This is a genomic window from Xanthomonas hydrangeae (assembly GCF_032697525.1).
Classification (GTDB): Bacteria; Pseudomonadota; Gammaproteobacteria; order Xanthomonadales; family Xanthomonadaceae; genus Xanthomonas; species Xanthomonas hydrangeae.
In genome coordinates this window covers 2,348,256-2,375,145 of sequence record NZ_CP103836.1, presented here as the reverse complement: position 1 = coordinate 2,375,145, position 26,890 = coordinate 2,348,256, and the positions used below count along the sequence as shown (strand labels likewise).

24 protein-coding genes and 1 pseudogene are annotated in these 26,890 nt (G+C 64.9%); 5 read left to right on the top strand and 20 right to left on the bottom strand.

Features of this window, described 5'->3' with window-relative positions; translation table 11 throughout:
* Positions 1-91: 91 nt before the first annotated feature.
* From NYR97_RS09785 to NYR97_RS09760, 6 genes are all read right to left on the bottom strand, one after another.
* Positions 92-694: a DUF6707 family protein gene (locus NYR97_RS09785; RefSeq protein ID WP_316697738.1), complete on the bottom strand. Its 603-nt coding sequence runs from the start codon at positions 692-694 to the stop codon at positions 92-94.
* Between the two features lie 191 nt (positions 695-885).
* Positions 886-3,072 (bottom strand): DNA helicase II, encoded by a 2,187-nt coding sequence (uvrD, locus tag NYR97_RS09780; protein ID WP_316697737.1) that lies wholly within the window; start codon positions 3,070-3,072, stop codon positions 886-888.
* Positions 3,073-3,380: 308 nt separating this feature from the next.
* Entirely contained in the window at positions 3,381-4,772 is a 1,392-nt protein-coding gene (locus NYR97_RS09775; RefSeq protein ID WP_316697736.1) for an FAD/NAD(P)-binding protein, read from the bottom strand.
* A 21-nt stretch (positions 4,773-4,793) separates the two neighbouring features.
* Entirely contained in the window at positions 4,794-5,072 is a 279-nt protein-coding gene (locus tag NYR97_RS09770; RefSeq protein ID WP_316697734.1) for a hypothetical protein, read from the bottom strand.
* Between the two features lie 53 nt (positions 5,073-5,125).
* Positions 5,126-6,544, bottom strand: a complete 1,419-nt coding sequence (gene cls, locus NYR97_RS09765; RefSeq protein WP_316697733.1) for a cardiolipin synthase — start codon at positions 6,542-6,544, stop codon at positions 5,126-5,128.
* A 13-nt stretch (positions 6,545-6,557) separates the two neighbouring features.
* Positions 6,558-7,868: a LysR family transcriptional regulator gene (locus NYR97_RS09760; protein WP_316697731.1), complete on the bottom strand. Its 1,311-nt coding sequence runs from the start codon at positions 7,866-7,868 to the stop codon at positions 6,558-6,560.
* A 101-nt stretch (positions 7,869-7,969) separates the two neighbouring features.
* Here NYR97_RS09760 and NYR97_RS09755 point away from each other — a divergent pair, with 101 nt between their 5' ends.
* The 3 genes from NYR97_RS09755 to NYR97_RS09745 all read left to right on the top strand — a co-directional run bounded on the left by NYR97_RS09755 (position 7,970) and on the right by NYR97_RS09745 (position 11,078).
* A complete protein-coding gene (locus NYR97_RS09755; protein WP_316697730.1) occupies positions 7,970-8,641 on the top strand; it encodes a 4-carboxy-4-hydroxy-2-oxoadipate aldolase/oxaloacetate decarboxylase in 672 nt (223 codons plus the stop codon).
* Positions 8,634-9,689 (top strand): 4-oxalomesaconate tautomerase, encoded by a 1,056-nt coding sequence (locus tag NYR97_RS09750; RefSeq protein ID WP_316697729.1) that lies wholly within the window; start codon positions 8,634-8,636, stop codon positions 9,687-9,689. The genes NYR97_RS09755 and NYR97_RS09750 overlap by 8 nt, the downstream gene beginning before the upstream one ends.
* Positions 9,690-10,055: 366 nt before the next feature.
* On the top strand, positions 10,056-11,078 hold the full coding sequence (locus tag NYR97_RS09745) for an amidohydrolase family protein (RefSeq protein WP_316697728.1): 1,023 nt from the start codon (positions 10,056-10,058) through the stop codon (positions 11,076-11,078).
* A 274-nt stretch (positions 11,079-11,352) separates the two neighbouring features.
* Here NYR97_RS09745 and rpmG read toward each other — a convergent pair whose 3' ends face one another.
* From rpmG to NYR97_RS22445, 10 genes and pseudogenes are all read right to left on the bottom strand, one after another.
* Positions 11,353-11,520: a 50S ribosomal protein L33 gene (rpmG, locus tag NYR97_RS09740; protein WP_002809462.1), complete on the bottom strand. Its 168-nt coding sequence runs from the start codon at positions 11,518-11,520 to the stop codon at positions 11,353-11,355.
* Positions 11,521-11,533: 13 nt separating this feature from the next.
* On the bottom strand, positions 11,534-11,770 hold the full coding sequence (gene rpmB / locus NYR97_RS09735; protein WP_002809459.1) for a 50S ribosomal protein L28: 237 nt from the start codon (positions 11,768-11,770) through the stop codon (positions 11,534-11,536).
* Between the two features lie 277 nt (positions 11,771-12,047).
* The gene (locus NYR97_RS09730) at positions 12,048-12,680 is read right to left on the bottom strand and encodes a cation diffusion facilitator family transporter (RefSeq protein WP_316697727.1); all 633 of its coding nucleotides are present in this window, start codon (positions 12,678-12,680) and stop codon (positions 12,048-12,050) included.
* Complete coding sequence (locus NYR97_RS09725) at positions 12,677-15,892, bottom strand: efflux RND transporter permease subunit (RefSeq protein WP_316697726.1); 3,216 nt, start codon at positions 15,890-15,892, stop codon at positions 12,677-12,679. Before NYR97_RS09725 ends, NYR97_RS09730 begins: the two co-directional genes overlap by 4 nt.
* A 141-nt stretch (positions 15,893-16,033) precedes the next feature.
* Complete coding sequence (locus NYR97_RS09720; protein ID WP_316697724.1) at positions 16,034-17,305, bottom strand: permuted SH3 domain-containing protein; 1,272 nt, start codon at positions 17,303-17,305, stop codon at positions 16,034-16,036.
* Positions 17,306-17,550: 245 nt separating this feature from the next.
* On the bottom strand, positions 17,551-18,822 hold the full coding sequence (locus NYR97_RS09715; protein WP_316697723.1) for a TolC family protein: 1,272 nt from the start codon (positions 18,820-18,822) through the stop codon (positions 17,551-17,553).
* A gap of 55 nt (positions 18,823-18,877) precedes the next feature.
* Positions 18,878-19,261 carry a hypothetical protein gene (locus tag NYR97_RS09710; RefSeq protein ID WP_023905633.1) on the bottom strand — a complete coding sequence of 128 codons (384 nt, stop codon included), beginning with the start codon at positions 19,259-19,261 and terminating at the stop codon, positions 18,878-18,880.
* A gap of 415 nt (positions 19,262-19,676) precedes the next feature.
* Positions 19,677-21,503: a DUF885 domain-containing protein gene (locus NYR97_RS09700; RefSeq protein WP_316697722.1), complete on the bottom strand. Its 1,827-nt coding sequence runs from the start codon at positions 21,501-21,503 to the stop codon at positions 19,677-19,679.
* Positions 21,504-21,728: 225 nt separating this feature from the next.
* On the bottom strand, positions 21,729-22,370 hold the full coding sequence (gene rsmG / locus NYR97_RS09695; protein WP_316698145.1) for a 16S rRNA (guanine(527)-N(7))-methyltransferase RsmG: 642 nt from the start codon (positions 22,368-22,370) through the stop codon (positions 21,729-21,731).
* Positions 22,371-22,418: 48 nt separating this feature from the next.
* Positions 22,419-22,571: pseudogene (locus tag NYR97_RS22445) on the bottom strand (MFS transporter); the annotation flags it as partial.
* A 147-nt stretch (positions 22,572-22,718) separates the two neighbouring features.
* Here NYR97_RS22445 and NYR97_RS09690 point away from each other — a divergent pair.
* Positions 22,719-24,347 carry an alkaline phosphatase D family protein gene (locus NYR97_RS09690; protein ID WP_316697721.1) on the top strand — a complete coding sequence of 543 codons (1,629 nt, stop codon included), beginning with the start codon at positions 22,719-22,721 and terminating at the stop codon, positions 24,345-24,347.
* 85 nt (positions 24,348-24,432) lie between these two features.
* On the opposite strand, the gene NYR97_RS09685 is transcribed toward NYR97_RS09690, so the two are convergent.
* The 3 genes from NYR97_RS09685 to NYR97_RS09675 form a co-directional block, all read right to left on the bottom strand.
* Positions 24,433-24,873 (bottom strand): DUF6984 family protein, encoded by a 441-nt coding sequence (locus tag NYR97_RS09685; RefSeq protein ID WP_316697720.1) that lies wholly within the window; start codon positions 24,871-24,873, stop codon positions 24,433-24,435.
* Between the two features lie 101 nt (positions 24,874-24,974).
* Positions 24,975-25,376 carry a DUF6896 domain-containing protein gene (locus NYR97_RS09680; protein ID WP_316697719.1) on the bottom strand — a complete coding sequence of 134 codons (402 nt, stop codon included), beginning with the start codon at positions 25,374-25,376 and terminating at the stop codon, positions 24,975-24,977.
* A gap of 312 nt (positions 25,377-25,688) precedes the next feature.
* Positions 25,689-25,856: a hypothetical protein gene (locus NYR97_RS09675; RefSeq protein ID WP_316697718.1), complete on the bottom strand. Its 168-nt coding sequence runs from the start codon at positions 25,854-25,856 to the stop codon at positions 25,689-25,691.
* 252 nt (positions 25,857-26,108) lie between these two features.
* Between NYR97_RS09675 and NYR97_RS09670 the strand changes: the two genes are divergently transcribed.
* On the top strand, positions 26,109-26,270 hold the full coding sequence (locus NYR97_RS09670) for a hypothetical protein (protein ID WP_316697717.1): 162 nt from the start codon (positions 26,109-26,111) through the stop codon (positions 26,268-26,270).
* 110 nt (positions 26,271-26,380) lie between these two features.
* On the opposite strand, the gene NYR97_RS09665 is transcribed toward NYR97_RS09670, so the two are convergent.
* Positions 26,381-26,773: a hypothetical protein gene (locus NYR97_RS09665; protein ID WP_316697715.1), complete on the bottom strand. Its 393-nt coding sequence runs from the start codon at positions 26,771-26,773 to the stop codon at positions 26,381-26,383.
* Positions 26,774-26,890: the final 117 nt, after the last annotated feature.

Below are 26,890 nucleotides of genomic sequence, written 5' to 3'. Positions count from 1 at the left end.
AGGCGGCGCACCGGCGCATGACCAACTGCCATAAGACTGTATCGTTACGATCAGCATGTACCCTCAGCCGCTAAAACTTCCAGCGGCCCAATTACTTGTAAGGTGCAAGCTTATAGATACCCTTGGCCACAATGATATCGTTCATCCGAGCAATATTGCTCAGCAACTCACTTTCTATTCTGGAGCCAGTCCAAGTTTCGCTGCACCCAAAAAATTCAATCTTCATAAGTGCAGTGATATAGGAAAGTCGCATTTCGAACTCATCCACGAAATTCTCTTCATCTTCAAACGCCGTGTCCAGCGTCTGTCCATCCATAAAACGTTCGTGAACATTTGCCTTTACCGTCATTTGAAGCTCGCTGCCTGATTTAAGAGCGGCAACGGCGGCTCGAAATGCCTCGTCATATTCTTCGTTATGACCTTGAGCAATTGCCAGCCGACCCTTCATCACCAAGGCAGCTTCAATCCAAGTCCAACAATCATAGCTATTGGCAAAAGGGATCTGGGAAATAGGCTCTACCAGTTCAGAGGCAGCGCGCGTGTCACCCATGGCAAACAGCACATACGCCAGTTTCACTGATGACTCCAGGACGCCTTTGGCTGTTCTCTTTTGCTTGGCTGGCAATTTTTCCAAGTGCTGCGCTAGTTTTTTATCGGCATTTGAAAAAAGACCGAGTGCCTCGAAAGCGTTCATGATGTGATCCGGCATGATGAGGTGCTCACAAGAATGACGATCTTTTTCTTCATCTGTCTGCGCGCCTTGGTCATCGCTGTACCGTGACGTAATCGGCTACATATGCGCAAGCAAGACTGCACGCGCGTGCGGGCCGGAATGGAGCCGATCGGTTGTATGCCTACGGCATCTGCATCAACCACCAACCGCCGCTACATCACCGTCAAATTCGCATACGCCATCACCAGCCACTTGGCGCCGACTTCGTCGAACTGCACCTGCACGCGCGCGTGTGCACCGTCGCCCTCGTAATCCACGACCACGCCGCCGCCGAACTTGGGGTGCTCGACATTGGCACCGAGCTTGATCGGTGCGGTTTCCACCACGCCGTGTACCGGCCCGCCGCGCGTCGCGCCCAGCGAGGCGGTGCGCGAGACCTGCACTTTCGGGCGCACTTCGTGCAGCAACTCGCGTGGAATTTCACGCAGGAATCGCGAGGGCACGTTGTAGTTGTCCTGGCCGTGGATGCGCCGCGATTCGGCGTAGCACAGCACCAGCTTCTGGCGCGCGCGGGTGATGCCCACGTAGGCCAGGCGACGCTCTTCTTCGAGCCGGCCGCTTTCTTCCAGCGAACGTGCGCTCGGGAACAAGCCATCTTCCAGCCCGACCAGGAACACGATGGGAAATTCCAGGCCCTTGGCCGAATGCAGCGTCATCAGCTGCACGCCTTCCTCGCCGGCCTGCGCCTGGCCTTCGCCGGCTTCCAGCGAGGCGTAGGCGAGGAAGGCCACCAGCTCGGTCATGCCCTGGCTGTCTTCGTCGTCCGGGCGGGTGAAGCGCGAGGCCACCGAGACCAGTTCGTCCAGGTTCTCTGTGCGCGATTCCGAATCCAGCCCACTGCGGCTTTCCTTGGCCCAATGCTCGCGCAGGCCCGAGCGCATCAGCACATGGTCGATGCGCTCGGCCAGTTCCATGTCGCCGGTTTCGGCCTGCAGCTGGCCGACCAGGCTCAGGAACGTAGCCAGCGCATTGCGCGCGCGTGCCGCCAGGGTGTTTTCCTGCGTGCACAGCATCGCCGCTTCCCACAGCGACAAGGCATTGGCGCGTGCCAGGCGGCGCACTTCATCCAACGTGCGATCGCCGATGCCGCGCGTGGGCGTGTTGACCGCGCGCTCGAAGGCGGCATCGTCGCTGCGGTTGCTGAGCAGGCGCAGGTAAGCCAACGCATCCTTGATTTCGGCGCGTTCGAAGAAGCGCATGCCGCCATACACGCGGTACGGCAGCTGCTCGGAAATCAACGCCTCTTCCAGCGCGCGCGATTGCGCGTTGCTGCGATAGAGCACCGCCACTTCACCGTAGCTGCCGCCATCGCGCACCCACTGCCGCGCGCGCTCGACCACATAGCGCGCCTCGTCGACTTCGTTGTAGGCCGCATACAGATCGATCGGGTCGCCATCGCCGGAATCGGTCCACAGCTGCTTGCCGATGCGGTCCGGGTTGTGCGCGATGACCGCATTGGCCGCGCCCAGGATATTGGCGCTGGAGCGGTAGTTCTGCTCCAGCCGCACGGTCTGCGCGCCGGGGAAATCCTTCAGGAAGCGCTGGACGTTCTCGACCTTGGCACCGCGCCAGCCATAGATGGCCTGGTCGTCGTCGCCCACCACGAACACGTGGCCGGTCTCGCCGGCCAGCACGCGCACAAAGGCGTACTGGATGGCGTTGGTATCCTGGAACTCGTCGACCAGGATCTCGCGAAAGCGCGCGCGGTAATGCGCCAGCAACGCCGGGGTGTCGCGCAGCAGTTCGTGCGCGCGCAGCAGCAACTCGGCGAAATCCAGCAGCCCGGAGCGGTCGCAACGTTCCTGGTAGGCCGCGTACACCTGACGGCGCACCTCGGTCCAGTCGTCGTTGGGCTCGGGCTGGATATGCTGGGGACGGCGGCCTTCGTCCTTCTGCTCGTTGATCCACCAGCTCATCTGCTTGGGTGGATACTTGCCCTCGTCCAGCTCCAGCGACTGCACCACGCGCTTGACCAGCCGCAGCTGGTCGTCGCTGTCCATGACCTGGAAGCCTTCCGGCAGCCGCGCGTCCTGCCAGTGCAGCCGCAACAGCCGATGCGCCAGCCCATGAAAGGTGCCGATCCACATCCCGCGGCTACCGTTGCGCAGCTGCAGGTCGGTACGGTGGCGCATTTCGCCGGCGGCCTTGTTGGTGAAGGTCACCGCGAAGATGCCGTGGTTGGGCACGCCCTGGACTTCGTTGAGCCAGGCGATGCGATGGATCAGCACGCGCGTCTTGCCGGAGCCGGCGCCGGCCAGCACCAGGTAATGCCCCGGCGGCGCGGAAACGGCCTCGCGCTGGGCGGGGTTTAAATGATCGAGCAAATGAGAGACATCCACCGGACCATTTTACCGGTTGTGGCGTCGCTGCGGCTGAGATTGCGATGAAGGGTTTGGGATTGCGAGGCTTCGCACGTACCCTCATCCGCCCCTGCGGGGCACCTTCTCCCGGTGGGAGAAGGAAACAAAGCCCCTCTCCCCTCGGGAGAGGGGTTGGGGTGAGGGTACGGGGCGAAGCAGTCGGTGCATCACTTCTGAAGGCGCGTGGCGACGCGTTTGTCATTCCAGGCACTGGCAGATGTCTGAGGCGCACCCTCATCCGGCGCTACGCGCCACCTTCTCCCGGAGGGAGAAGGGAACAACGCCCCTCACCGCCCAAGCAATGCCAGCACATCCCGCGCAATCGCCGTTGCCTGCTCACGCAACTCCGGCACCGCCAGGCTTTCCCACAACGCGCCGATCCGCAGACTGCCGATCACCCGCAGCTGCGGACTGGCGCGTCCCTCGGCATCGATCAGACTGCCATCGGCATCGGTCCCCACCCCGATCCCATGCGGCCCGGCCACCCCGATGCCCTGCCCCAGCAGCTGTTGCAGCAGCGGGTTGCGCATCGCCTGCACGCGCATTTCCACACCGGTGGCGTTGACCAGCGTCTGCACGTCCAGCTGCAGCGCATGCCCGGCCCTGGCGCCGGCACTCACCCGCACGCAGCCGCCAACCTGAAATGCGACATCCAGCCGCGCGCGATGCAGCTGCAGTTGTCCGCGCGCATGCATCGCCTGCAGCTGCGCATGCACCGGTGCGGCGATGCGATGACGATGCACATCCCAGTAGCGCACCACATGGCGCAGAAAGCGGCGTTGGTCGGCGACCGACAGCGTCTGCCACAAGGCCTGACTCAGCGGCCGAATCCGCTCCATCACGCTCTGCCAGGGCGACCCCTGCGCCATCGCCTTGCGCGCATGCCGACGCAGCGCACGCATGCGCGCACGCAGCGATAGTGCCAACAACGGTTGCGGATCGAAGTCGGCCGCGACGCAATGCGTCTGCGGCAACGGCAACAAGCCATGCCGCGACACCACGTGTACCGCCCCGCGATGCGCCTGCGCGGCCAGCGTAATCACCGTGTCGACCATGCTCAACCCCGAACCGACGATGCACACCGCCGCGTCCTGCGGCAACGCGGCGACCGCCGCTGTGTCCCAGGCTTCCACCCTCTGCGCACTCGACAAGCCGGTGGCACCACGCAGCGGCAACGGCCGTAGCGCATTGCCCACTGCCAGCACCACGCTGGTGGCCTGCAGCGTTTGCCCGTCGTCCAGCTGTAGCAGCGCACCGGAAGCAGTGGGCTGCAAGGTCTGCACGCGTGCGGCCTGCACGGTCAGCGTCGCCGGGCTCTGCGCACGTGCGGCCTGCAAACGATCGCGCAGATAAGGCGCGTAATGCCGGCGCCCGACGAACTGCTGCGGCAGCTGTGCGTCTTCCAGCTCCAGGCAGCAGGCGTGCGCGCTCAGGTAATCGACAAAATCCTGCGGCGCCTCCACCAGCGCACTCATCCGCGCTGCCGGCACATTGAGCAGGTGTTCGGCACGCGTGGTGGAATACGCCACGCCCTCGCCCAGCAGGGCGTGCGGCTCGATCAACACAATCCGCACCGGCGCGGTCGCCTGACGCAGCAATTGCAGCGCCACCAGCACACCGGATGCGCCGCCGCCGACGATGGCGATCACTGCATCGCCGGGATCACGCAGTTCATTCATCCGGCAATTGTAGGCGATGCGTCACGTCGCACCGATGACAACCGCCATGGCCGCTGTCATGGCCGGGATCACGTACCGCCGCGCAGACGCCGTCGTGCGATGCGCGTTGTCCGACATCCGGGAAGACGATGAGCACAATCCGTCCAATCCGACCTGGGTGACGACGAGCGAGGTGCTCGTCGTCACGTTGGAAATAGCCGGCTTGCCTGAGGCCTGCGCCGAAAGGCGGGCACTCTCAAACGCAGCAAGGCCTTGCCAACCTGTGCTTGCGCCCAGCAATGCGCCCGCACCCGCAGGCATCGACGCGCGTTCCAGCTGGCAATGCGTCTTCATACAACACGCACACGCCATCCCTACATCAATGCATCCGCCAACCGCGCAATCCCTTCGCGGCTGCGGCGCCAGGCGGGGCGACTACGCCACTGCTCCAGCCGCAGCTGGCGTGCGTTGGCCAGGTAATCCTGCTCGATCGCACGCAGCCGCTGCACCACGCCATGGTCGTAGCACAGCATGCCGATCTCGGCGTTGAGCGCGAACGAGCGGATGTCCAGGTTGATCGACCCCACCAGGGCGATGTCCTCGTCCACGCTCAGATGCTTGGCATGCAGAAAGTGCGGGCGGTACAGCGCAATCTTCACCCCGCAGCGCAGCAGCTCTTCGAAATACGCCTCCTGCGCCCACGCCGCCAGGACCTGGTTGTTGCTCTCCGACAGGATCAGCTGCACATCCACACCCGAGACCCCGGCAATGCGCAACGCACTGAGCAAGGCTTCGTCGGGGACGAAGTACGGCGTCACCAGCACCACCTTGCGGCGCGCCAGATGGATCACCGCATTGATCGCATCGCGCGCGTTTTCAAACGGATATGCCGGCCCGCTCGGCAACAGTTGCGTGGCGATGTTGGCCTCGCAGACCGGCGCGTCCGGCCACACGTCCAGGCGCTGCCCGGTTTCGGTGAACCAGTCGCTGGCGAATACCGCTTCGAGATGATTGACCACCGGCCCGCGCACGCGCGCCACCAGTTCGCGATTGGGCACGCCTTCGATAAAGCCGGCGTCGGCCAGATTCTGCGAGCCGACAAAGCCCACCTGGTTGTCGATCACCGCAATCTTGCGGTGATTGCGCAGATCCATGCGCCCGCTGCGACGCCAGCGCAGCCCACCGGGCAACACCGCCAGCACCTCCACACCGCCGGCCTGCAGCCGCTTGCGGTAGTGGCGCAAGCCACGCTTGGCGCCCACCGCATCCAGCAGCACGCGGCACCGTACGCCACGCGCACTGGCACGCTCCAGTGCGGCCACCACCGCATCGCCTACCGCATCGTCGAACATCAGGTAATACAGCAGATGCACGCGCTTTTCCGCCGCATCGATCGCGTCGGTCAAGGCCTGCAACGACTGCGCGTAGTCGTCCAGCAACTCCACCGCATTGCCCAGCGTGGGCATGAAATCGCCCTGGCGTTCGATCAGCGGCACCACCTCGGCGCTGCTGGAATCTGCCTGCGGCATCCAGCGCAAGGCATGCAAGGGCAGTTGCTGCTCGCGGATCACCTGCGAGGCGGTGGCCTGGCGCTCCACCCGCAAGCGCGACAACCACGGGTGGCCGAACAGCAGATACAGCGGCAGGCCGACCACCGGCACGAAGCCGATCAGCAACAGCCAGCTGCGCGCCGCGCCGGGCGTGGTGCGGGCCGGAATCCACAGTAGCGCGGCCAGGCGGATCGCCCAGTCCAGCGCCAGTAGCCAGGTCCCTTGCAACCAGTCGGGCAGCATCAGCGATCCGTTCTCAAGAAGACTCCGATTCTGACTGCGCCGCGTGTGAACGCAACGGCGCGATACCGCTGACCGGCGCGCAATAGCGAAACGGCCCGCCGTGCGCATCGGCCGGCTGCACGCGCTCGGCGCAGACCTGCCGCAGCGTTTGCACGAACGCCGACTGCGCGCGGGTGGGATGCCAGTCGCTGCGCAGCGTCATGCCGATCTGACGACGCAACTGCGGCCCGGTGGCACCGATCTCGCACAGCAACCCGGCGCGGCGCTCGAACAGAAACTGGTCGCGCGACATCAGCGTGAGCCAATCGTCTTCCAGCAGCAGCCCACGGATGGTCAGCTCTGCGCCGCATTCGATGCGCAGCGCAGGCGGTTCGATGCCCTGATCGCGAAACATCTGCTCCCAGCGCGCGCGCACCGGCGTGCCGGTTGTGGCGATCACCCAGGGGTACTCCAGCAATTGCGCGAACGCATAGGCCTGCCCGGCCAGCGGATGCCCGCTGCGCGCCACGATCACCGGCGCGTCGTCGAACAACGGCTCCTGCAGCACATCGCGCACCGGCAAGGGCTCGCGCAGCGCACCGATCAACAGATCCAGCTCGCCATCGCGCAGATGCGCCAGCAATTCGGTATACGGCCCTTCGACCACGTTGACGCTGGCACCGGGATGCGCGCGCACAAACCGCGCCAGCACCTGCGGCAGCAGGATCGCCCGCGCCAACGGCATCACCCCCAGCGTGAGCCGGCCGGCGTGCTGCGAGCGCAGCGCGGCCACTTCGTCCAGCCCGGCGCGCAGCTCGGCCAGCGCCAGCCGTACCTGCCGCAACAGCCGCACTGCCACCGGCGTGGGCTGCATGGTCTTGCCGCGGCGCACCGTCAGCGGCACCTCGATCACCTCGGCCAGCGCCTGCACCGCGCGGTAGATCGCCGGCTGCGAGACACCGGCGCGCGCCGCCGCCAGCGAATAACTGCCCGCCACATCCACCGCGATCAACGCCTGCAACTGCCCCAACGAGACCCGCCGCTCCAGGCCCGGGCGTGCCGGCAGCCGCAGCGCACGCCGCGCCACCCGGATGCCACGGCCCAGCTGCTCCAACGCACGCTCGATGCGCGGCACCAGCAGCTGCGTGGCCTCGGTGGCGACCATGCCGCCCGGATGCCGATCGAACAGGCGCACCCCGAGCTGCTGTTCCAGCCGCGCCACTGCCTGCGTCAACGCCGGCTGGGACAGATTCACCTGTGGCGCGGCCGCGCTGACGCTGCCCATCCGGTGCACCACGACCAGGGCGTACAGATGGCGAAGGTTCGGTTCCAGAATTGTCGGCATGCTCTAACTATAAACAAAACCAATATGCATACCTCAAATGAATCTTGAGCTGTCAGGCGATCGGCGCACAGACTTGGCACACCCCTAACGAGGATGGATGGATGAGCCAGGTCGTCACCCGGATCGAGCGCACCCCGCTGGCCATCGTGGACGGGCTCGCGCAGGCCGGCGTGGCCACCGTGCACGAGGCGCAGGGGCGCAGCGGCCTGCTGCATCACCGCCTGCGCCCGATCTACGCCGGCTGCCGTGTTGCCGGCACTGCGGTCACGGTGTCGATTCCGCCCGGCGACAACTGGATGATGCATGTGGCCATCGAGCAACTGCAGCCCGGCGACGTGCTGGTGGTGGCGCCGACCAGCGAGTGCTGCGACGGCTACTTCGGCGACCTGCTGGCCACCTCGGCGCAGGCGCGCGGCTGCCGCGGGCTGATCATCGATGCCGGCGTGCGCGACGTGCGCGATCTCACTGCCATGCAGTTCCCCGCCTGGAGCCGTGCCATCTGCGCGCAGGGCACCATCAAGGAGACGCTGGGCTCGGTCAACGTGGCAGTGGTCTGCGCCGGTGCGCTGGTGCAGCCGGGCGATGTAGTGGTGGCCGACGACGACGGTGTCTGCGTGGTGCCGCGCGCCACTGCTGCGCAGGTGTTGGCTGAAGCGCAGGCACGCGAAGCGCGCGAGCTGCTCAAACGCGAGCGCCTGGCGCGCGGCGAACTGGGCCTGGATATCTACGCCATGCGCGAACGCCTGGCGGCAAAAGGCCTGCGCTATGTCTGAGCACGTACGCGCAATGTGGATGCGCGGCGGCACCTCCAAGGGCGGGTTTTTTCTGGCCGACGAGTTGCCCGGCGATCGCGCCACACGCGATGCGTTTCTGCTGCGCGCCTACGGTTCGCCGGATCTGCGCCAGATCGACGGCATGGGCGGCGCCGACCCGCTCACCTCCAAGGTCGCGGTGGTGTCGCGCTCCACGCGTGCCGATGCCGACGTGGACTATCTGTTCCTGCAGGTGTCGGTAGAACAGGCGCAGGTCAGCGATGCGCAGAACTGCGGCAACATGCTCGCTGGCGTCGCCCCCTTCGCCTTGGAACGCGGCTTGTTGCCCGCGCACGATGGCGAAACCGAGGTGCGCATCTTCATGCGCAATACCAACACGCTGGCCACCGCCACCGTACAGACGCCCGGCGGCAAGGTGCGTTACGACGGCGATGCCCGTATCGACGGCGTGCCCGGCACCGCTGCGCCGATTGCGCTGGCGTTTGCCGAGATCGCCGGCTCTTCGTGTGGTGCGTTGCTGCCGACCGGCCATGCGGTGCAGACACTCGACGACGTAGAGGTCACCCTGATCGACAACGGCATGCCCTGCGTGGTGCTGCGCGCCGGCGATCTCGGCATCAGCGGCTACGAAGACCGCGCCAGCCTCGATGCCAACGACGCGCTGAAGACCCGCCTGGAATCGATTCGCCTGCAGGCCGGCCCGTTGATGCGGTTGGGCGATGTCACCGATGCCACCGTGCCGAAAATGATGCTGGTCGCCGCACCGCGCAACGGCGGCGCGATCAGCGTACGCTCATTCATCCCGCACCGCTGCCATGCCTCGATCGGCGTGCTGGGCGCGGTCACCGTCGCCACTGCCTGCCTGCTGCCCGGCGCTCCCGCGCATGCGCTGGCGCAATTGCCTGGCGGCAGCACACAGCAGCTGGATGTCGAACATCCGAGCGGTGCGAGCAGCTGCGTCATCACGCTCGGCGCCCACGGTGAGGTGGTAGGTGCCGCCGTGCTGCGTACCGCACGCAAACTGTTCGATGGTGAGTTGTTTGCTTGAGCGCGGCTGCCAGCATGCGATGCGGCGGTCGGCATTGCGCTGGCTTGAACCCGGATCGTTGCTGCGTGGTTTTCTGCGTCCTGCAGCCTGCGTGCCAGCTACTCACGATCGCGCGTCGCGCGTTCTCTGCGCACTCGACCAACGCGATTCGCTTTTCGGGCTACCGGCCGGATATCAGCGCGGCATTCCGCTTCGCTCGGGTGCGATGCATTGCTTCGTCGACAACTGCAGACCGATGGCAGTGCATACGCGCAGCTGCATCGCTCCCAGCTCCATGCATCCGAATCCAGACGTCCGTCCACATGCGCACTGCACATCTATCGGTCGGATGCGTAGCGCGCTCTACGCACCTCAACGAGCATTCTCATGATCATCGACTGCCACGGCCACTACACCACCGCGCCCGCTGCACATGACGCCTTCCGCAAGGCGCAGATCGCACACTACGACGACCGGCAGTTACCGGCGCCGGTGTATCCGCAGATCTCCGACGACGCATTGCGCGAAAGCATCGAGCAGCATCAACTGCGGCTGCTGCGCGAGCGCGGCGCGGACATGACGATTTTTTCGCCACGCGCCAGCACCATGGCGCACCACATTGGCGACGAGGCGGTGAGCCAGGTCTGGACGCGGCATTGCAACGACCTGATCGCGCGCGTGGTGCAGCTGTATCCGCACACCTTTATCGGCGTGTGCCAGTTGCCGCAATCGCCGGGCGTGGCGATTGCGCACTCGATCGCCGAGCTGGAGCGGTGCGTCAGCGAGCTCGGGTTCGTCGGCTGCAATCTCAATCCCGACCCGTCCGGCGGCCACTGGAGCGGCGTGCCGCTGACCGACCGCGCCTGGTATCCGTTCTTCGAAAAAATGGTCGAGCTCGACGTGCCGGCCATGGTGCATGTATCCGGCAGTTGCAACGCCAACTTCCACGCCACTGGCGCGCATTATCTCAACGCCGATACCACCGCGTTCATGCAGTTTCTCGAAGGCGATCTTTTCAGCGACTTTCCCGACTTGCGCTTCATCATCCCGCACGGTGGTGGCGCGGTGCCGTATCACTGGGGCCGCTTCCGCGGCCTGGCCGACATGCTCGGCAAGCCGCCGCTGTCCACGCATGTGATGCGCAATGTGTTCTTCGATACCTGCGTGTATCACCAGCCGGGCATCGACCTGTTGTTCGAGGTGATCGACATCGACAACATCCTGTTCGGCTCGGAGATGGTCGGCGCGGTGCGCGGCATCGACCCGCAGACCGGCCAGTATTTCGACGACACCAAACGCTACATCGATGCCTTGGCGATCTCCGATGCCGACAAGCGCAAGGTGTTCGAAGGCAATGCCAGGCGGGTGTATCCGCGCCTGGATGCGCAGTTGCGCGCGCGCGGGATGTAATCCCCTTCTCCCTCCGGGAGAAGGTGCCCCGCAGGGGCGGATGAGGGTACGTGCGAAGCCGCTGGCACTCAAACTACTGCGAGTGGCTTCGCCCCGTACCCTCACCCCTACCCCTCTCCCGCAGGGAGAGGGGATGCAGTCCGCCGAGTTGTATTGGCCCAGGAAGTTTGCGGATTAAAACCTTGGTTGCGATAAAACCCGCAGCACACACCACAAACGCAAACACCCGCCTTTCGGCGGGTGTTTGCTCGGTGCAGATCACGTAATCGGTGGATTACTTGATCTTGCCTTCCTTGTACATCACGTGCTTACGCACGACCGGGTCGTATTTCATCATTTCCATCTTCCCCGGAGTGTTTTTCTTGTTCTTGTCCGTGGTGTAGAAGTGGCCGGTAGCGGCCGAGGAAATCATACGAATCTTGTCACGCTTGCCTTTTGCCATGACTGCTTACTCCTCAGACCTTTTCGCCGCGCGCACGCAGCTCTTTCAGAACGGCATCAATCCCGTTCTTGTCGATGGTGCGCAATGCATGCGCGGAGACACGAAGCTTCACCCAGCGGTTCTCGCTGGCGACCCAGAAGCGGCGCTCGTGCAAGTTGGGCAGGAAGCGACGACGGGTTCTGTTGTTTGCGTGGGAGACGTTGTTACCCGTCTGCACACGCTTGCCGGACACTTGGCATACGCGGGACATTACGCACCTCGATAAATGAATTGCCACCCATAGCCTGGGGAGCGGCGGCCCCGACAGCGCTAGGCTGCCACGCAACGTTGGGAATCAAGAACTTACGCTGGGAACAAGCCGGCAACCCCATCGCGCTGGGTGCCGCCATCCGGAGCGATCCGGGCACAGCGAGCCGCGCATTATGCACGGCTTTCCTTTGTGCCGCAAGCACTTACAGCACTTGCCCGCCAACCCCGCCGCAGTGGGCGCCTGGCCCGACGGCGGCGGTCGATCAGCCTCCCCGGACCTACGTCAGCGCAGCGACCCGATGCAGTTCCGCCCATGCGCCGCGCGCCACTTGCCAGGCCGAGCGCAGGAACAGCAGCAGCAACGCCACCGCGATCACCAGATCGGGCCAGCCGCTGCCGAACGCCCACACCGCCGCACTGGCAGCCAGCACCGCAAGGCCTTCGTAGACATCGTTGCGCGAGCAGGCCCAGGCCGAGGCCAGGTTGATGTCGCCGTTACGGTACGGCCACAGCAGGCGCATGCACACCAGATTGGCGGCAAAGTTCAGCGCGGCCACCAGCCCCATGCTCTGAAACAGCGGCAGCTGCGGGTGGGCCAGCTTCCAGCCGATCTCGGCGGCCACCGCCAGCGCCGCCAGCAGGATCAACCCGGCCTTGAGCAAGGCGACCCGCGCCTTGGCCGCCAGGCTGGCCCCCACCACCGCCAGGCTCAATGCATAGGTCAGCGCATCGCCCAGGTTATCCAGGCTGCCGGACAGCAGCGAAGCGGCGCCACTATGCAGCGCGCCGGCCAGCATCAGCGCAAAGCTGCCGGCATTGATCGCCAGCACCCACCACAGCACGCGCCGCTGACGGGCCTGCATTGCGGCCACATCCAGGGTCTTGCCGCACCCGCAACAGGACTCGCTCATGGCGTGCCTGCCTGCGGCGTAGCCGCGAAGACCGGTCCGGATCGCCCCACCCGCTCGCGATGCAACCAGCGATACAGCACCGGCAGTACCAGCAAGGTCAGCAGCGTGGACGAAACGATGCCGCCGATCACCACCGTGGCCAGCGGGCGCTGCACCTCGGCACCGGCGCCGACGTTGAAGGCCATCGGCACAAAGCCCAGGGCGGCCACCAGCGCCGTCATCAACACCGGGCGCAGACGGCTCAGCGCACCCTCGCGCAGCGCCTGCTCCAGCGACATGCCCTCGGCACGCAAGCTACGCACGAAGGCGATCATCACCAGGCCGTTGAGCACCGCCACGCCCGACAACGCGATAAACCCGACGCCTGCGGAGATCGACAACGCCAGATCGCGCAGTGCCAACGCCACCACGCCGCCGGTCAATGCCAGCGGCACGCCGCTGAACACCACCAGCGCATCGCGCAGCGAGCCGAACGACCAGTACAGCAGCGCGAAGATCAGCAACAAGGTGCCCGGCACCACCCAGGCCAGGCGCTGGCCGGCAGAGATCAATTGCTCGAAGGTGCCGCCGTAGCCGATCCAGTAGCCGGTCGGCAGCACGACCTCTGCCTGCACGCGCTGCTGCACCTCGGCGACGAATCCGCCCAGGTCGCGGTCGCGCACATTGGCGGTGATCACGATGCGGCGCTTGCCGTCTTCGCGATTGATCTGGTTGGGCCCCAGCACGGTTTCGATCCTGGCGACCTCACGCAGCGGCACGGTGGTCGGTGCGCCGCTACGCCAACCGGCCGCGCGACTGGACTCGTCCGCATCGGCGCGCTCGCCATCGCCACGCAGAGGGATCGGCAGATCGGCCAATGCGGTGGGATCCTGACGCAGGCCTTCCGGCAGGCGCACCACGATGTCGAAACGGCGGTCGCCCTCGAACAATTGCCCGGCCGCCTGCCCACCCACCGCCGCCGACACGGTGTCCTGCACCACGCCGGGATTGAGGCCGTAACCGGCCAATGCGGCGCGATCGGGCACCACCGCCAGCATCGGCAAGCCGGTGGCCTGCTCCAGGCTCACGTCGGCCGCGCCCGGCACCGTGCTGGCGACTTCCTGGACGCGTTGCCCCAGCGTGACCAACGTGTCCAGGTCATCGCCGTACACCTTGATCGCCACATCCGCACGCACGCCGGAAATCAGCTCGTTCATGCGCATCTGGATCGGCTGGGTGAACTCGTAGTTGTTGCCGGGCAATTGCTTTACCGCCTCCTCGATCTCGGCCACCAGTTGCGCCTTGGGCTTGCGCGGGTCCGGCCATCGCGCGCGTGGATGCATGATCATGAAGGTATCGGCCACCGATGGCGGCATCGGGTCGGTGGCCACTTCGGCGGTGCCGAGCTTGCCGAACACATGCGCCACTTCCGGAAACTGCTTGATGCGTTTTTCCAGCGTGGATTGCATGGTGATGGCCTGTTCCAGGCTGGTGCCGGGAATGCGCAAGGCATGCAGCGCGATATCGCCTTCGTCCAGGTTCGGAATGAACTCGCTGCCCAGGCGCGTGGCCAACACCGCACACACCACTACCGCTACCACTGCGCCAATGCCGACCAAACGGCCGTGACGCAGCGCGCGATCGAGCATGGGCGCATACACGCGACGCGCCCAGCGCATCGCACGGTTTTCGTGCTCGGCCACCTTGCCACCGAGCAACAACGCGATCGCCGCCGGCACGAAGGTCAACGACAGCAGCATCGCACCGCTGAGCGCCAGTACCACCGTGATCGCCATCGGATGGAACATCTTGCCCTCGATGCCGGTGAGCGCAAATACCGGCAGATACACCGCCGTGATGATGCCTAACCCGAACAGGCTGGGACGGATCACCTCTGCGGTGGCTTCGGCAGTGAGTTCGAAACGCTCGTCGCGCTCGAGCACACGTCCCAGACGCAACTGCGCTTCGCCGAAGCGGCGCAAGCAGTTCTCCACGATGATCACTGCGCCATCGACGATCAAGCCGAAATCCAGCGCGCCCAGACTCATCAGATTGCCGGATACGCCACCGCGCACCATGCCGGTGAGCGTGAACAACATCGCCAATGGAATCACCGCTGCGGTGATCAAGGCCGCACGCACATTGCCCAACAGCAGGAACAACACCACGATCACCAGCAAGGCGCCTTCGATCAGGTTCTTGGCGACGGTGACGATGGTGCGGTCCACCAGCGCGGTGCGGTCGTAGACCGGTACTGCCTGCACGCCGGCCGGCAAGCTGGCGTTGGCCAGTTCCAGGCGCTGCGCGGCCGCTTGCGCCACGGTGCGGCTATTGGCGCCGACCAGCATGAAGACCGTGCCGAGCACCACTTCGGTGCCATCTTGCGTGGCGGCACCGGTGCGCAACTCGCGTCCTTCGCCGACCTGCGCCACATCACGCACCCGGATCGGCACACCCTCGCGCCGATCCAGCACGATTGCGCCAATCTGCGCGATATCGTCTACCTGCCCCGGCACCCGCACCAGAAACTGCTGGCCGTTGCGCTCGATATAGCCGGCACCGATATTGCGGTTATTGGCTTCCACTGCCTGCGCTACATCGTCCAGCGTAAAACCCAACGCCACCAGGCGCGCCGGATCCGGCGTGATATGGATCTGCCGCGCATAGCCGCCGATGGTATTGACCTCGGTAACGCCGGGCACATTGCGCAACTGCGGGCGCACCACCCAATCCTGCAAGGTGCGCAGATCGGTGGCCGTCCACGCGCTGCCATCGGGCTTGCGCGCATTCGGCTTGGCTTCCACCGTGTACATGAAGATCTCGCCCAAGCCGGTCGCGATCGGCCCCAGCTGCGGCTCCAGATCGGCCGGCAATTGCGACTTGACCTGCTGCAACCGCTCGGCCACCTGTTGCCGCGCAAAATACAGATCGGTGCCGTCGGCAAACACGGCGGTGACCTGCGACAAGCCATAGCGCGACAACGAACGCGTGGACTCCAGGCCCGGCAAACCCGCCAACACCGTCTCCAGCGGAAACGTCACCCGCTGCTCCGATTCCAACGGCGAATACCCCGGCGCGGCCGTATTGACCTGCACCTGCACATTGGTGATATCCGGCGTCGCATCGATCGGCAACCGCGAAAAACTCCACGCCCCGATCGCAATCAACACCCCCGTCAACGCCAGCATCAACCACCGCTGCGCAATCGCGAACCGAATGATATTGGTCAGCATGACACCCGCCTCCACGCACGATGATCGAGGAGATCGCCGCACCCGTGCTTACCGGGAGCGTCGCTTAAAAGCGCAGAAGAGAAGAGCCGCTCCCACGCACGCACGTGCGGTCGACGGCGAATCAAACCGGAAACACGCTGATCAATGATCATGCGACGCCCCCGACTTCTCGATATCCGCCTTGACCAGATAGCTCTGCTCCACCACCACCGCATCACCCGCCGCCAAACCCGACACCACCTCCACCTGCTGCGCATCGCGCGCGCCCAGTTTCACCGGCCGCACCTCATACACATCGCCCACCCGCACGAACACCACCTCCCAGTCGCGGAACTGCTGCAACGCCCCCACCGGCACCACCATCGCCGCTGGCTGCTGCGCCACCGTCACCCGCGCCTTCACCGCAGAGCCCGGCCGCCACAGGCCATCGCTGTTGTGTAAAACCGCGCGCGCCACCGTGCTCTGACTCGCGGTGGCCGTGCCCGGCAACACGCGCTCCAAGGTGGTCTGCGCCACCACGCCATCGCTGATGCGCGTCACCGTCACCGGTGCGCCGGCGGTGATGTGCCCCGCATCGGCACCGAAGATGTGCAGATCCACCCACAAGGTCGACAGGTCCGCGATCTCGAACAACACCTGGCCTTCGCCCGCATTGCTGCCCAGGCTGGCGTTGCGGGCCAACACGGTGCCGCTGATCGGCGCGCTGACCGCGTAGGTGGTCAGGCTGAGATTGCTCTCCACCGTGGCCAGCACCTGACCGGCGCGCACCTGGTCGCCGACATTGACGCGCAAGCTGCGCACCGGCCCGGGGAAGCGTGCGGTGGCCTGCGCCTGCGCACCTTCTGCCGGCGTGAGCAGACCCTGCACTTCATGCTGATCGGCAATGCTGCCGGCACCCACCGGCGCAACCCGAATGCCGGCGTCCTGCGCGATCTTCCCCGCGATGGTGGTGCGGCCTTCGTAGGTGGGATAGGCCCAACGATGCGCTTTGCCCTGCACGGTGGCGCGCACCTCCACATCGAACGAATGCGGCTCGCCCACCGTGCTGTCGGCCAACAGGCTGCCGTCGTCGCGCGCGCGCAATCGATGCACTTCGTTGACGCCGCCGAGCCGGGTCAAACGCACCTCCACACTGCCGGCGCTGGGCGGTAATGGTTTGCCTTCGCGATATAGCCAGGCTTGATACGTGGGTGGCGTGCCGTCTTCTGCAATCGCCAGCTCCACGCTGTCGCCGTCCTGTTCGAGCAGGCGCCCGCCGTGTGCGCCTTTTTCGGCTTCTTCGCCATGGGCGTCGGCTTCACCCTCGGCACCCGGCGTTGCGTGGTCATGGGCTTCTTCGCTGTTGCCGCTGTTGCCGCCGCAGCCGCTCAGCAGCAGCGCCAGCACAAGCGGTGCAATCAAAAAACTTTTCATCGAAATTGGTCCTGGTTGGCGCCGGCGCAGTGCGTCGGGCGAACGAACGGAGAAGGTCTGCGCGGTAGGCGCGGTAGGCGCGGTAGGCGCGAGCATCGCTTGGCGAGTGCTGGATGCCGATGCGGTTGCGGCTGCGAATGCGGCTGCGACTGCCGATACCGATACCGATACCGATACCGATACCGGCGCAGCAGATCCGGACGGGCGCATGTTGGCCGCGCGAAAACGCACAACGGACGTAGCGCTCATGGCCCCACCTGCGCAGCACCGTCGAGCACAAACGGCTGCCCGGTCAGGCGCTGAATCTCGATCAACGCGGTCTGCGCTTCCAGTGCCGCGGCCAGTTGCTGCTGTCGTGCATCGCTGCGCTGCGCCTGCAGTTGCGCCCAGTCCAGATAGCTGGTCGCACCTGCGCGATACGCGCGCTCGGCAGCGGCGTCGGCACGCGCAAGTGCGGGCAGCACATCGCTGCGCATGCGCGTCACTTCCAGCTGTGCGGCGCGGTAGCGGCCATGCGCATCGGCCAGTGTGGTGTACAGCACCAAGGCCTGCGATTGCCGCTCGATGTCCAGCAGCGACAGCTCCGCCTCGGCGGCGCGGATCTCCGGTTGCGCGCGCGCGGCGCTGCCCAGGGCCAGCGAGACGCTGCCGAGCAGCGCAGTGGCGTCGTTGCCCTCGAGCCGGCGCACGCCCACCTGCCAGTCCAGGTCCGGGCGCGCCTGGCTGCGTGCCAGCCGCACCCGCGCCTCGCGCACGCGCTGCTCGCCGTTCAAGCGCGCCAGTTCTGGCGTGGCATCGAGCAGCTGCGCCAACACCTCGAACTCGGGAATGGCCGGCAACTGCAGCGGGTCGCCGGTGACATCGCCGAAGTCCGGCGTACGCTCACCCCATAACACCGCCAGCTGGCGACGTGATGCCAGTAGCTCCTGCTGCGCGCGGTCGCGCTCCAGTTCCGCGCGCGCCTGCAAGGCCTGCGCGGTCAGCACGACCGATTCAGGTGAGGCTCCCGCCTGCAGCCGCTGGCGCGCGGCACTTACGGTGCGCTGGCGCTGGGCCAGGGTTTCCAGCGCCACCGAATGCCGCTGCGCGGCCATGCCGATGGCCAGATAGCGCCGGGCCACTTCGGCCAGCACGTCCAGCCGCGCCAGCGCCCGCTGCGGCGCCAGCGCATCGATGCGTGCCTGGGCCAGGGTGCGGCGCGCGTCGAGCTTGCCGCCGCGTTCCAGCACGCCGGCCAGGGTGACGGTGAGTTCGGCCTGGTCCAGCGCGCGGGTCGGGCCGGTGCCGAACACGTTTTCCAGTTCGGCGCCGATACGCAACGGCGGGCGCAATGCGTCGCGCTCGGCGTCGGCGGTGAGAACCGCGCGCTGACCATCGGCCAGGCGCAGGTCGGGGTGCTGCCGGGCAACGCGCGCAATGGCGTCGTCCAGGGTCAGCACGGGTTTGGGCGGTACGTCCTGCGCCATGGCGCACGGCACGACCGCGAAGACGGCAATTGCCGTCAGTCGCAACCACATGAGGGTGTCTCCGGAATCGGGATCGATGGACAGGCCGGCAGCTGCCGGCGATGCATCAGGCCGCGATCGGAGGACGCAATCCGGTCTCGCTCAGTTGCGAGCGGTAGTGCGCGAAGACCGCCACAGGTTGGGCCTGCGTATGCGTGGACAGCGGCAGCCAGGCCAGCGCCGGCAACACCGCCGGATTCTGGCCGTGGCAGTAGCCGCTGTGCATCAGGGCGTGCATCAGGCCGGCACCATCGCGCTCGCCGGCATCGCCTTCGTCGGCACCGTCATGGCCGTGCGGCGCGGTGTCTTCCAGATGCATCTGGTCGTGCGCCAGTGCATGCACATCGCCCAGCGCGCAGGCCACCGGTGCGACCAGCACGCCCATGACCAGCACTGCCAACGCCATCAGGCGCAGCAACGGGTGCAACAGGCGGGCGCGGCGAAGCAACATGGGCGCAGCGTATCGGGGCCGGGCTAGTTACACAATCGCATGCACGGCGTAGTTAGGAAGCTCAGGTCAAAAGCTTAGTGAGTCGAGGGCGCGATGCCCTCGCCGCTTGCGGGACACGCCGTGAATCCGTCCCTGGGGGTTCGGTGGCGGCATCCATGCCGCCACACGGTCCCGCAATCCGCGAGGACACCGCACCGAGAGTTAGTCGGTGGCTTTTTAAAGCCATGCACACAGACCAACTCGACTGGTCCTTGCCCGCTCACCGTCGCGGGACCTTACGCGGCATGGATGCCGCGTAAGAGCCTACATGGACGTACTTGCGGCGTGTCCCGCGATGGTGGGCGGGCAAGGGCCCTGCAGCCAAACCACAGACCAGCCGCTCTACAGTGTTCCTGTCAGCCACTCCCCCAGGGCATCACAGCACCGCGTTGCGAGCCCGCTTGGCGTCGACCGGGCGCGCCTTGCTCTCTGCGATAAACGCCCGTACCTGCTGCTCCAGCACCGGCAAGGTCACCGAGCCCTGCTTCAGCACCGCGTCGTGGAAGGCCTTGATGTCGAAGCGGTCGCCCAGTTCTTTCTCAGCCTCGGCGCGCAGCTTGACGATGGTGATCTCGCCCAGCTTGTAGCTCAGCGCCTGGCCCGGCCAGGAGATGTAGCGGTCCACCTCGGTGGTGACCTCGTGCTCGCTCAGCGCGGTACGGTCGCGCAGGTAGGCCAGCGCCTGCTCGCGGCTCCAGCCGTCGTGGTGCACGCCGGTGTCGATCACCAACCGGCAGGCGCGCCACATTTCGTAGGTGAGCCGGCCGAATTCCTCGTACGGGGTCTCGTAGATGCCCATCTCCTGGCCGAGCTTCTCGGTGTACAGCGCCCAGCCTTCGCCATAGGCGGAGATGTAGTTTTCGCGGCGGAACGCCGGTTGATCGCCCTGCTCCAGCGCCAGCGAGCCCTGCAGCGAATGCCCGGGCGAGGACTCGTGCAGGGTCAGCGCAGGCAGGTTGTACAACGGCCGCGATGGCAGGTTGTAGGTGTTGACCCAGTACGTGGTGGCGCCGCCGCGCCCGGCGGTCCAGAACGGCGCGATGTCGTCCGGCACCGGCTTGATGGTGAAGCGCCCGCGCGGCAGCGTGCCGATGAATCTGCCGACCTGCCCGTCCACCCGCTTGGAAATCCACGCGGCGCGATCGAGCAACTCCTGCGGGGTCTTGGCGTAGAACTGCGGATCGGTGCGCAGGAAGGCCAGGAACTGCGCGAAGCTGCCCTTGAAACCGACCTGCTTGATGATCGCGTCCATCTGCGCCTGGATGCGTGCCACTTCGTCCACACCAATCTTGTGGATCTGTTCCGGGGTCAGCTCCAGCGTGGTGTATTCGCGGATCTGCTGGCGATAGAACGCCTTGCCGTCGGGCAGCGCTTCGGCCGCCAGCGTGGTGCGCGCCTTGGGCATGTAGTCGTTGCGGAAGAAGCTCAGCAGCTTGGCGTAGGCCGGCAGCACTGCGGTGCTCAGCGCGGCCTTGGCCTGTTCGCGCAACTGCGCCTGTTCGGCGGCCGGGATCTGCGCCGGCAGCTGCTTGAATGGTGCGTAGAAACTCGATTCGGTGGGGTCTTTGACATCGGCCACGGTGGCGATGGAGACATCGCGGCCATCGAGCACCGCGCGCGGCACGCTGAAACCGCGTGCCAGGCCGGCGCGCATGTTGGCGGTCTGCTGATCGAAGTAGCGCGGCACATCGTTGAGGCGCGCGATATAGGCGCGGTACTCGGCAGCAGTTTTCATCGGCCGCTGCGCCATGAAGCCAAGGTTGGACCAGAACGAGCTATCCGAGTTGAACGGCATCTCGTACAGGCGCAGGCGCACCTCGGCGGCGAGGCTTTCCACCTGCGGGCGATAGATGGCGTAGTTGACCTGGTTGGTGGGCGAGAGCTGTTTCGGGTCGACGCCGTCGAGCTGCTTGAGCACGCCGTCCCACACCGCCAGGCGCGCCTGCTGCGCCGCCGGGCCGACATCGGGCAAATGCGTGTTGTCGCCGGTGGTGTCGCTGTCTTCGTCGGCCTGGCCGGTCTCGGCCTGGCGCCATGCCCATTCTTTCTCGTAGACCGCGCGGAAGCGTGCGTCAGCAGGGCGCTCGGCAGTCAGCGTGGCCGGCGGTGCCACCGGTGCCGGTGCGGCGGCCTGCGCCGAGGTGGCGGCGAAGCTTGCGCCCAGCAGGGCGAGCGAGAGTGCGGCGGCGAGAGGAGATGTCACGTGCGGGCGGCCTGCGTCTGGATCGAACGCGCAATGATGGCAGCGCAGGCGCTCGTTGCCATGGGCCGGAAGTCCCAGCGTGGGGATTGGGGATTAGGTGAGGGCTATGGCCGATCGCGCGCACCGCCACGTCGGGCCCCTTCCCCTGCAGGCGGGAGCAGCGACCAGGCGCCGTGGCTTTTGAGCTCTCCCGATGCACGCGGCCGGGGCAGGCAGGCCGCCGCTTCAGCCCGTCTTGCGCACCACCACCAGATGCCGCTCGCCGTCCAGGCCCGGCACCTGCAGCGGATGCACCTCGGCTACGCTCCAGGCGGCGGGCAGTGCGGCGATCTCCTCATGCGGGTAGATGCCCTTCATCGCCAGCAGGCTGCCGCCCGGGCGCAGCAGGTGACCGCCAACTTCAATGATGCCGGCCAGCGTATCCAGCGCCCGGGCGGTGAGGTGGTCGTACGCGGCCGGTTCGTCCAGCGCTTCGGCGCGCGATTCGGCCACGCGCGCGTTGCCCAACGCCAGCTGGCGCAGCGCCTCGCGCATGAAGCGGGCCTTCTTGCCGTTGCTTTCCACCAGCGTCACCTGCAGCTGCGGGCGGGTGATCGCCAGCGGGATGCCGGGCAGGCCGGGGCCGGTGCCCAGATCGGCCAGGGTGCCACTGGCGATGTAGGGCTGCATGGCCAGCGAATCGAGCAGATGGCGGGTAACCATCTCGCGCGGGTCGCGCACGGCGGTGAGGTTGTAGGTCTTGTTCCAGCGCACCAGTAGCGTCAGGTAACGCAACAACGGCGCGGCAAACGCCGCATCCAGGGATTGGGCCTGCAGGCCGTTGGCCAGCGCAGCGGCTACATCGGGGGGGAGTGCGGCATCGTTCATGGCGCGATTATCGCAGCTGGGTGGCGTGCAGGTGCGCGCGTGCCGCGCATGGTGGCGATGCGTGGCGCGTGGGCACGTGGGCAGGAAGCCGTCGTACTCGAACTTGCCCAGCACAAACGTCCAGGCCTGGCGATGCCGCAGGACCTGCCACCACGACAGCCGCCGCTGTACCGGCGCGTGCGTATCGCTGTGGGCGGGAGCATCGGCCGCGTTGGCACACGCCGTATCCGCCATCCGCAGTCGATGATGCGAGCAAACCTGCGCCAGCAGCGACACCACTGCCGCTGCCATTGAACGGACATCCGCCGGTCGCACTATGGTCGCGTCCGCTAGATCGCTTTTGTGCTCATGCCCCTGATCGACCCGTCGTCCGCATCGCCCCTGCCCGGCCCCGACAACGCACCTGCCGCCGTGGATCACGGCCGCCGCCGCATTCTGCTCGCCGCTACGACCCTGGCAGCGGCCGGACTGCTCAGCCCGTTCGCGCGCGCCAGCGGCAGCCCGGACCCGTTCACGCTGGGCGTGGCGGCCGGCGATCCGTTGGCCGACGGCTTCGTACTCTGGACCCGGCTGGCGCCCCGGCCGCTGGACCCGGATGGACGCGGCGGGCTGACCGCACCGGTGCAGGTGCGCTGGCAGGTGGCCAGTGACCCGGGCATGCGCAACATCGTGCGCCAGGGCGAAACCGTCGCCAGCCCGGCCTGGGGCCATGCGGTGCATGTGGAAGTCGCCGGCCTGGCCGCCGATCGTCCGTACTGGTACCGCTTCCAGGCGCTGGGTGCGCGTAGCGCCATCGGCAGCGCGCGCACCTTGCCGGCACCGCATCAATTGCCGGATGCCGCGCGGCTGGGCTTTGTGTCCTGCTCGCACTGGGAGCTGGGCTATTTCAGCGCCTACCGCCATCTGGCCGCCGAACAACCGGACCTGGTGTTCTTCCTCGGCGATTACATCTACGAATACAGCAACCACGGCGAGGCGGCGAACAAGATCGTGCGCCCGCACGGCAGCGGCGAGTGCCTGGATCTGGCCGGCTACCGCAACCGCTATGCGCTGTACCGCACCGATCCCGACCTGCAGGCCTTGCACGCCGGCAGCGCCTGCGTGGCGACCTGGGACGACCACGAGGTGCAGAACGACTACGCCAATCGCTGGTCGCAGGATCCGGCGATTGCGGTCGATACCTTCCTGGCCCGGCGCGCCGCCGCCTACCGCGCCTTTTACGAACACTTCCCGCTGCGTGCGCGCAATCGACCGCATGGCGCCGACATGCGCATCTACCGATCGCTGGACTACGGCCAGCTGGCGCGTTTCTACGTGCTCGATGGCCGCCAGTACCGCAGCGAACAACCCTGCCCGCAGGCCAACGGCTGGCGCGGCGGCCATGTGGTGGACGACAGTTGCCGCGAACGCACCGACCCACGCCGCAGCATGCTCGGCTGGGAACAGGAGCGCTGGCTGCATGGCGCCTTCGCCCGATCGCCCGCGCGCTGGAACGTGATCGCGCAGGATCTATTGGTGGCACCGATGAACCAGCACGGCCGCGACGGCATGCTCGGGCAATGGACCGACGGCTGGGACGGCTACCCGGCCACACGCACGCGCATGCTCGACGCCATCGCCAAGACCCGGCTGCGTAACCCGGTGTTCTGGGGCGGCGACATCCACTCGTACTGGGTTACCGATCTGAAGGCCGATCCGGCCAACCCGGACTCGGCGACGCTGGCCACCGAATTCGTCGGCACCTCGATCACCTCCGACGGCCAAAGCAACGCCGAGCTGCAAGCCACCATGGCGCTCAATCCGCATGTGCACTACGCCGAAGGCGAAACCCGCGGCTATGTCTCGGTAACGCTGACACCGGGCCTGATGGAAACGCGCCTGCAAGGCATCTCCGACCGTCGCGATCGCCAGGCCACGGTCTCGACGTTGAAACGCTTTGTGGTCGAAGACGGCAAGGCGGGGGCGGTGGAGGCGTGATCAACTATAAATATCTGCATCTACAAGATTATGGGCCAGGACTGATCGATGCCTTCGAGCTCGCCCCTGGGAAAGAACAACACATTCAGTAAAAATCCAACGTATCCCGTCTTGGGTCAATAACAGCCTTTCCGTCCCAGCGAATAACTTCCAATTCAAATAGCCTTCCATTACTGTCACTGTAAATAATTACCGTCAATTCGCCTCCATCGGAATCCAGAGCCCTGATCTCTACAGGGAAATGACACTGCCCATGATATGGAGGAATTTCATATCCATCGATAATAAAAAGCACCTTCGAATAGTCAGAAGAGCAATCCACAGCAGAAGCGTTGTCAACATCATAACGCAGCACTACGCCAGCGGGACCAGGTATAAGATCCGCAACTTTTTGAATCAAAGAGCGCTCAAACGCATGAAGAGGCCGCATGTTAAACCCCATACTTAAATGACTTGAATTTAAATTAAACGAGATGACGGCGGCAACCTCACGGAGCCTTGCCCTAGATCTTTCAGCTGCATTCAACCAATCCTCCAAGCCGCACTTTCAGCGTGATGTCATCCTCCAGCGAAAATGTCTCACTACGCGAGATCTTACAAGCATTCTGGCATTCTCTCTCAAATTTTTCATTGCGCCCCAAGTGGCTTGATCGGCGAAATTAAGCGGTACACACGAGCATGATCAATTTGGCGCAGAATTCCAGATCGCACTGACAACATCAACGAGTCTTCAATTGCTTGTTCAGTGAGTGCAGACATGCCAACACTCTCCGCAAACTGCATAATTCGCCATGCGTCAATTACGTCGAAAATATCTCCATAAAAACGATGCGAATCCACGATTCGCCCTGATTCAGGGTGGTAGAACCTTACCCCCTGGCCATGCTTTCGGAATTTCCACATTTCACCTTTGACACTTATTTCACCATTTTTCGGGACATCACGCATGAAATCTTGGCCCGCACTTGGAAGAATTTCAAAGAATTCTGAAATCAGCGCGAATTGAAGCGCAGAAAATTGGGAGAGCAACTCTCTTGTAATCAATGTTACTTAGCGGCCCCTCTGCTGCATTGCCTCTGCGGCCTCTTGTAGAAGCTGTGCCCCTTGCTGCGATGTGGTCGGTACAGTTTGCACAGGAACCTCCTTTACACCGGCTTTGATTGCGGCTGCTGCACGGTGGTGTCCGTTAACTCAGCCCGGCCGACTACAACCAGCAGATCTCGCACGACAGCCTGGGCGGGCTAACGCCCGCCGAGTTTCGTGATCAACATCAACCGCATACCTCTAGTTCTAGCTGGCACTGAATTACGGGGAGTCGACATCTTCAGCATCCTGGCATCCTCATTGCATCTCGCCCTGGGTCACCGGGAATGGTGGGCTCGACCATGCCGAGCATCCACCGGCGTTGCAGGCGCGCACCGTGTACTCGTAAGCGCAGTAGGCATTGCCGTTGGCACTGACATAGGTATTAGGGACGGTGTAGAGCGCATTGCCGCCACTGCTCTGCAATTGGTACTCCACCGCATCGGCGACCGCAGACCAACCGACTGGCTGACGGTATGCAACACCTGCACAATATTCCGATCCGCACTGCGGCTATCCCTCAGGAAAAAGGCGCCTTTTTCATCGACTTCGGCGAACGCTTGGCCGCGCTGCGCAAGCCGCAGGAGACTAATCCGAGTGCGGTTGGCCGAACGGCCCAACGTGTCGTAGTAGGCCGTTACCGCCTACGAGAGCGGCCAGCGCCGCGTGCCGATCTCAATGCTGCCGACGCTGGCCAACACCCTGGGCGTCACCGTAGAGGACCTGATAGGCGCGCCGGCCAGGCGCTGCATCGGCAATTGGGGACCGGCACCGAAGCTGCTGCTGCAGCTTGAGCGCATCCAGCACTTGGCCAAGACCTGGCAGCGCGCCATTGTGTAAGTACCCTAATCGGTGCTCGCCGCGCATCAGTAGCAACGATCACGAACCCGCCAACAATAGGCCCGCAAATGCGGACCTATTGTTATGCCGCAAGGCGCTTACCCCGACACCTACTCAGGTTCCGACCCCGCTAGTTCCGGTTGGACCATAAGCCACTGACGATACTTAGTGAAGAACAGCCGACGAACAGCCAAAAAAAGCTTTTCCATGCGACCGATGATGAAAAATGTGAAGCCAGAGTCGTGCCCCTCGTTCTCCGAATACTTTTCTACAGTGACTTCCCATATGTCGTGAACCCAGTAATAAGCCATAAACCATCCTGCATTATCGCTAACTACGGAGTGCGCAGCCATCCTCTTTGCAAGCAGCTTGTTCGCTTTATGCGAGGCATTAGCTGCATTGATCGCCATAACAAAAAAAGTCGTGTGGAACCCACCTGTGAGCCGACCCAGTTCCGGGGATCTCACAAAGACCCCTTCGATCATGACCTGATATGTGTTCATACTTATCTTTTCTTGTCCAACTCTTCAGATAGCTGTTTTGAGTCGATCCGCCCCCCACCCGGAAGTAGCCCTGGAACCCACCATCTCGTCAGGGGCGACTACTTTACGATGCGCCTG

What these genes read in the sequence shown, in the direction of transcription:
- NYR97_RS09785 (WP_316697738.1), bottom strand. Translation starts at nt 694, where the DNA reads ATGAACGCTTTCGAGGCACTCGGTCTTTTTTCAAATGCCGATAAAAAA.
- NYR97_RS09775 (WP_316697736.1), bottom strand. Translation starts at nt 4,772, where the DNA reads ATGAATGAACTGCGTGATCCCGGCGATGCAGTGATCGCCATCGTCGGC.
- NYR97_RS09770 (WP_316697734.1), bottom strand. Translation starts at nt 5,072, where the DNA reads ATGCCTGCGGGTGCGGGCGCATTGCTGGGCGCAAGCACAGGTTGGCAA.
- cls (WP_316697733.1), bottom strand. Translation starts at nt 6,544, where the DNA reads ATGCTGCCCGACTGGTTGCAAGGGACCTGGCTACTGGCGCTGGACTGG.
- NYR97_RS09760 (WP_316697731.1), bottom strand. Translation starts at nt 7,868, where the DNA reads ATGCCGACAATTCTGGAACCGAACCTTCGCCATCTGTACGCCCTGGTC.
- NYR97_RS09755 (WP_316697730.1), top strand. Translation starts at nt 7,970, where the DNA reads ATGAGCCAGGTCGTCACCCGGATCGAGCGCACCCCGCTGGCCATCGTG.
- NYR97_RS09750 (WP_316697729.1), top strand. Translation starts at nt 8,634, where the DNA reads ATGTCTGAGCACGTACGCGCAATGTGGATGCGCGGCGGCACCTCCAAG.
- NYR97_RS09745 (WP_316697728.1), top strand. Translation starts at nt 10,056, where the DNA reads ATGATCATCGACTGCCACGGCCACTACACCACCGCGCCCGCTGCACAT.
- rpmG (WP_002809462.1), bottom strand. Translation starts at nt 11,520, where the DNA reads ATGGCAAAAGGCAAGCGTGACAAGATTCGTATGATTTCCTCGGCCGCT.
- rpmB (WP_002809459.1), bottom strand. Translation starts at nt 11,770, where the DNA reads ATGTCCCGCGTATGCCAAGTGTCCGGCAAGCGTGTGCAGACGGGTAAC.
- NYR97_RS09730 (WP_316697727.1), bottom strand. Translation starts at nt 12,680, where the DNA reads ATGAGCGAGTCCTGTTGCGGGTGCGGCAAGACCCTGGATGTGGCCGCA.
- NYR97_RS09725 (WP_316697726.1), bottom strand. Translation starts at nt 15,892, where the DNA reads ATGCTGACCAATATCATTCGGTTCGCGATTGCGCAGCGGTGGTTGATG.
- NYR97_RS09720 (WP_316697724.1), bottom strand. Translation starts at nt 17,305, where the DNA reads ATGAAAAGTTTTTTGATTGCACCGCTTGTGCTGGCGCTGCTGCTGAGC.
- NYR97_RS09715 (WP_316697723.1), bottom strand. Translation starts at nt 18,822, where the DNA reads ATGTGGTTGCGACTGACGGCAATTGCCGTCTTCGCGGTCGTGCCGTGC.
- NYR97_RS09710 (WP_023905633.1), bottom strand. Translation starts at nt 19,261, where the DNA reads ATGTTGCTTCGCCGCGCCCGCCTGTTGCACCCGTTGCTGCGCCTGATG.
- rsmG (WP_316698145.1), bottom strand. Translation starts at nt 22,370, where the DNA reads ATGAACGATGCCGCACTCCCCCCCGATGTAGCCGCTGCGCTGGCCAAC.
- NYR97_RS09690 (WP_316697721.1), top strand. Translation starts at nt 22,719, where the DNA reads ATGCCCCTGATCGACCCGTCGTCCGCATCGCCCCTGCCCGGCCCCGAC.
- NYR97_RS09670 (WP_316697717.1), top strand. Translation starts at nt 26,109, where the DNA reads ATGCTGCCGACGCTGGCCAACACCCTGGGCGTCACCGTAGAGGACCTG.
- NYR97_RS09665 (WP_316697715.1), bottom strand. Translation starts at nt 26,773, where the DNA reads ATGAACACATATCAGGTCATGATCGAAGGGGTCTTTGTGAGATCCCCG.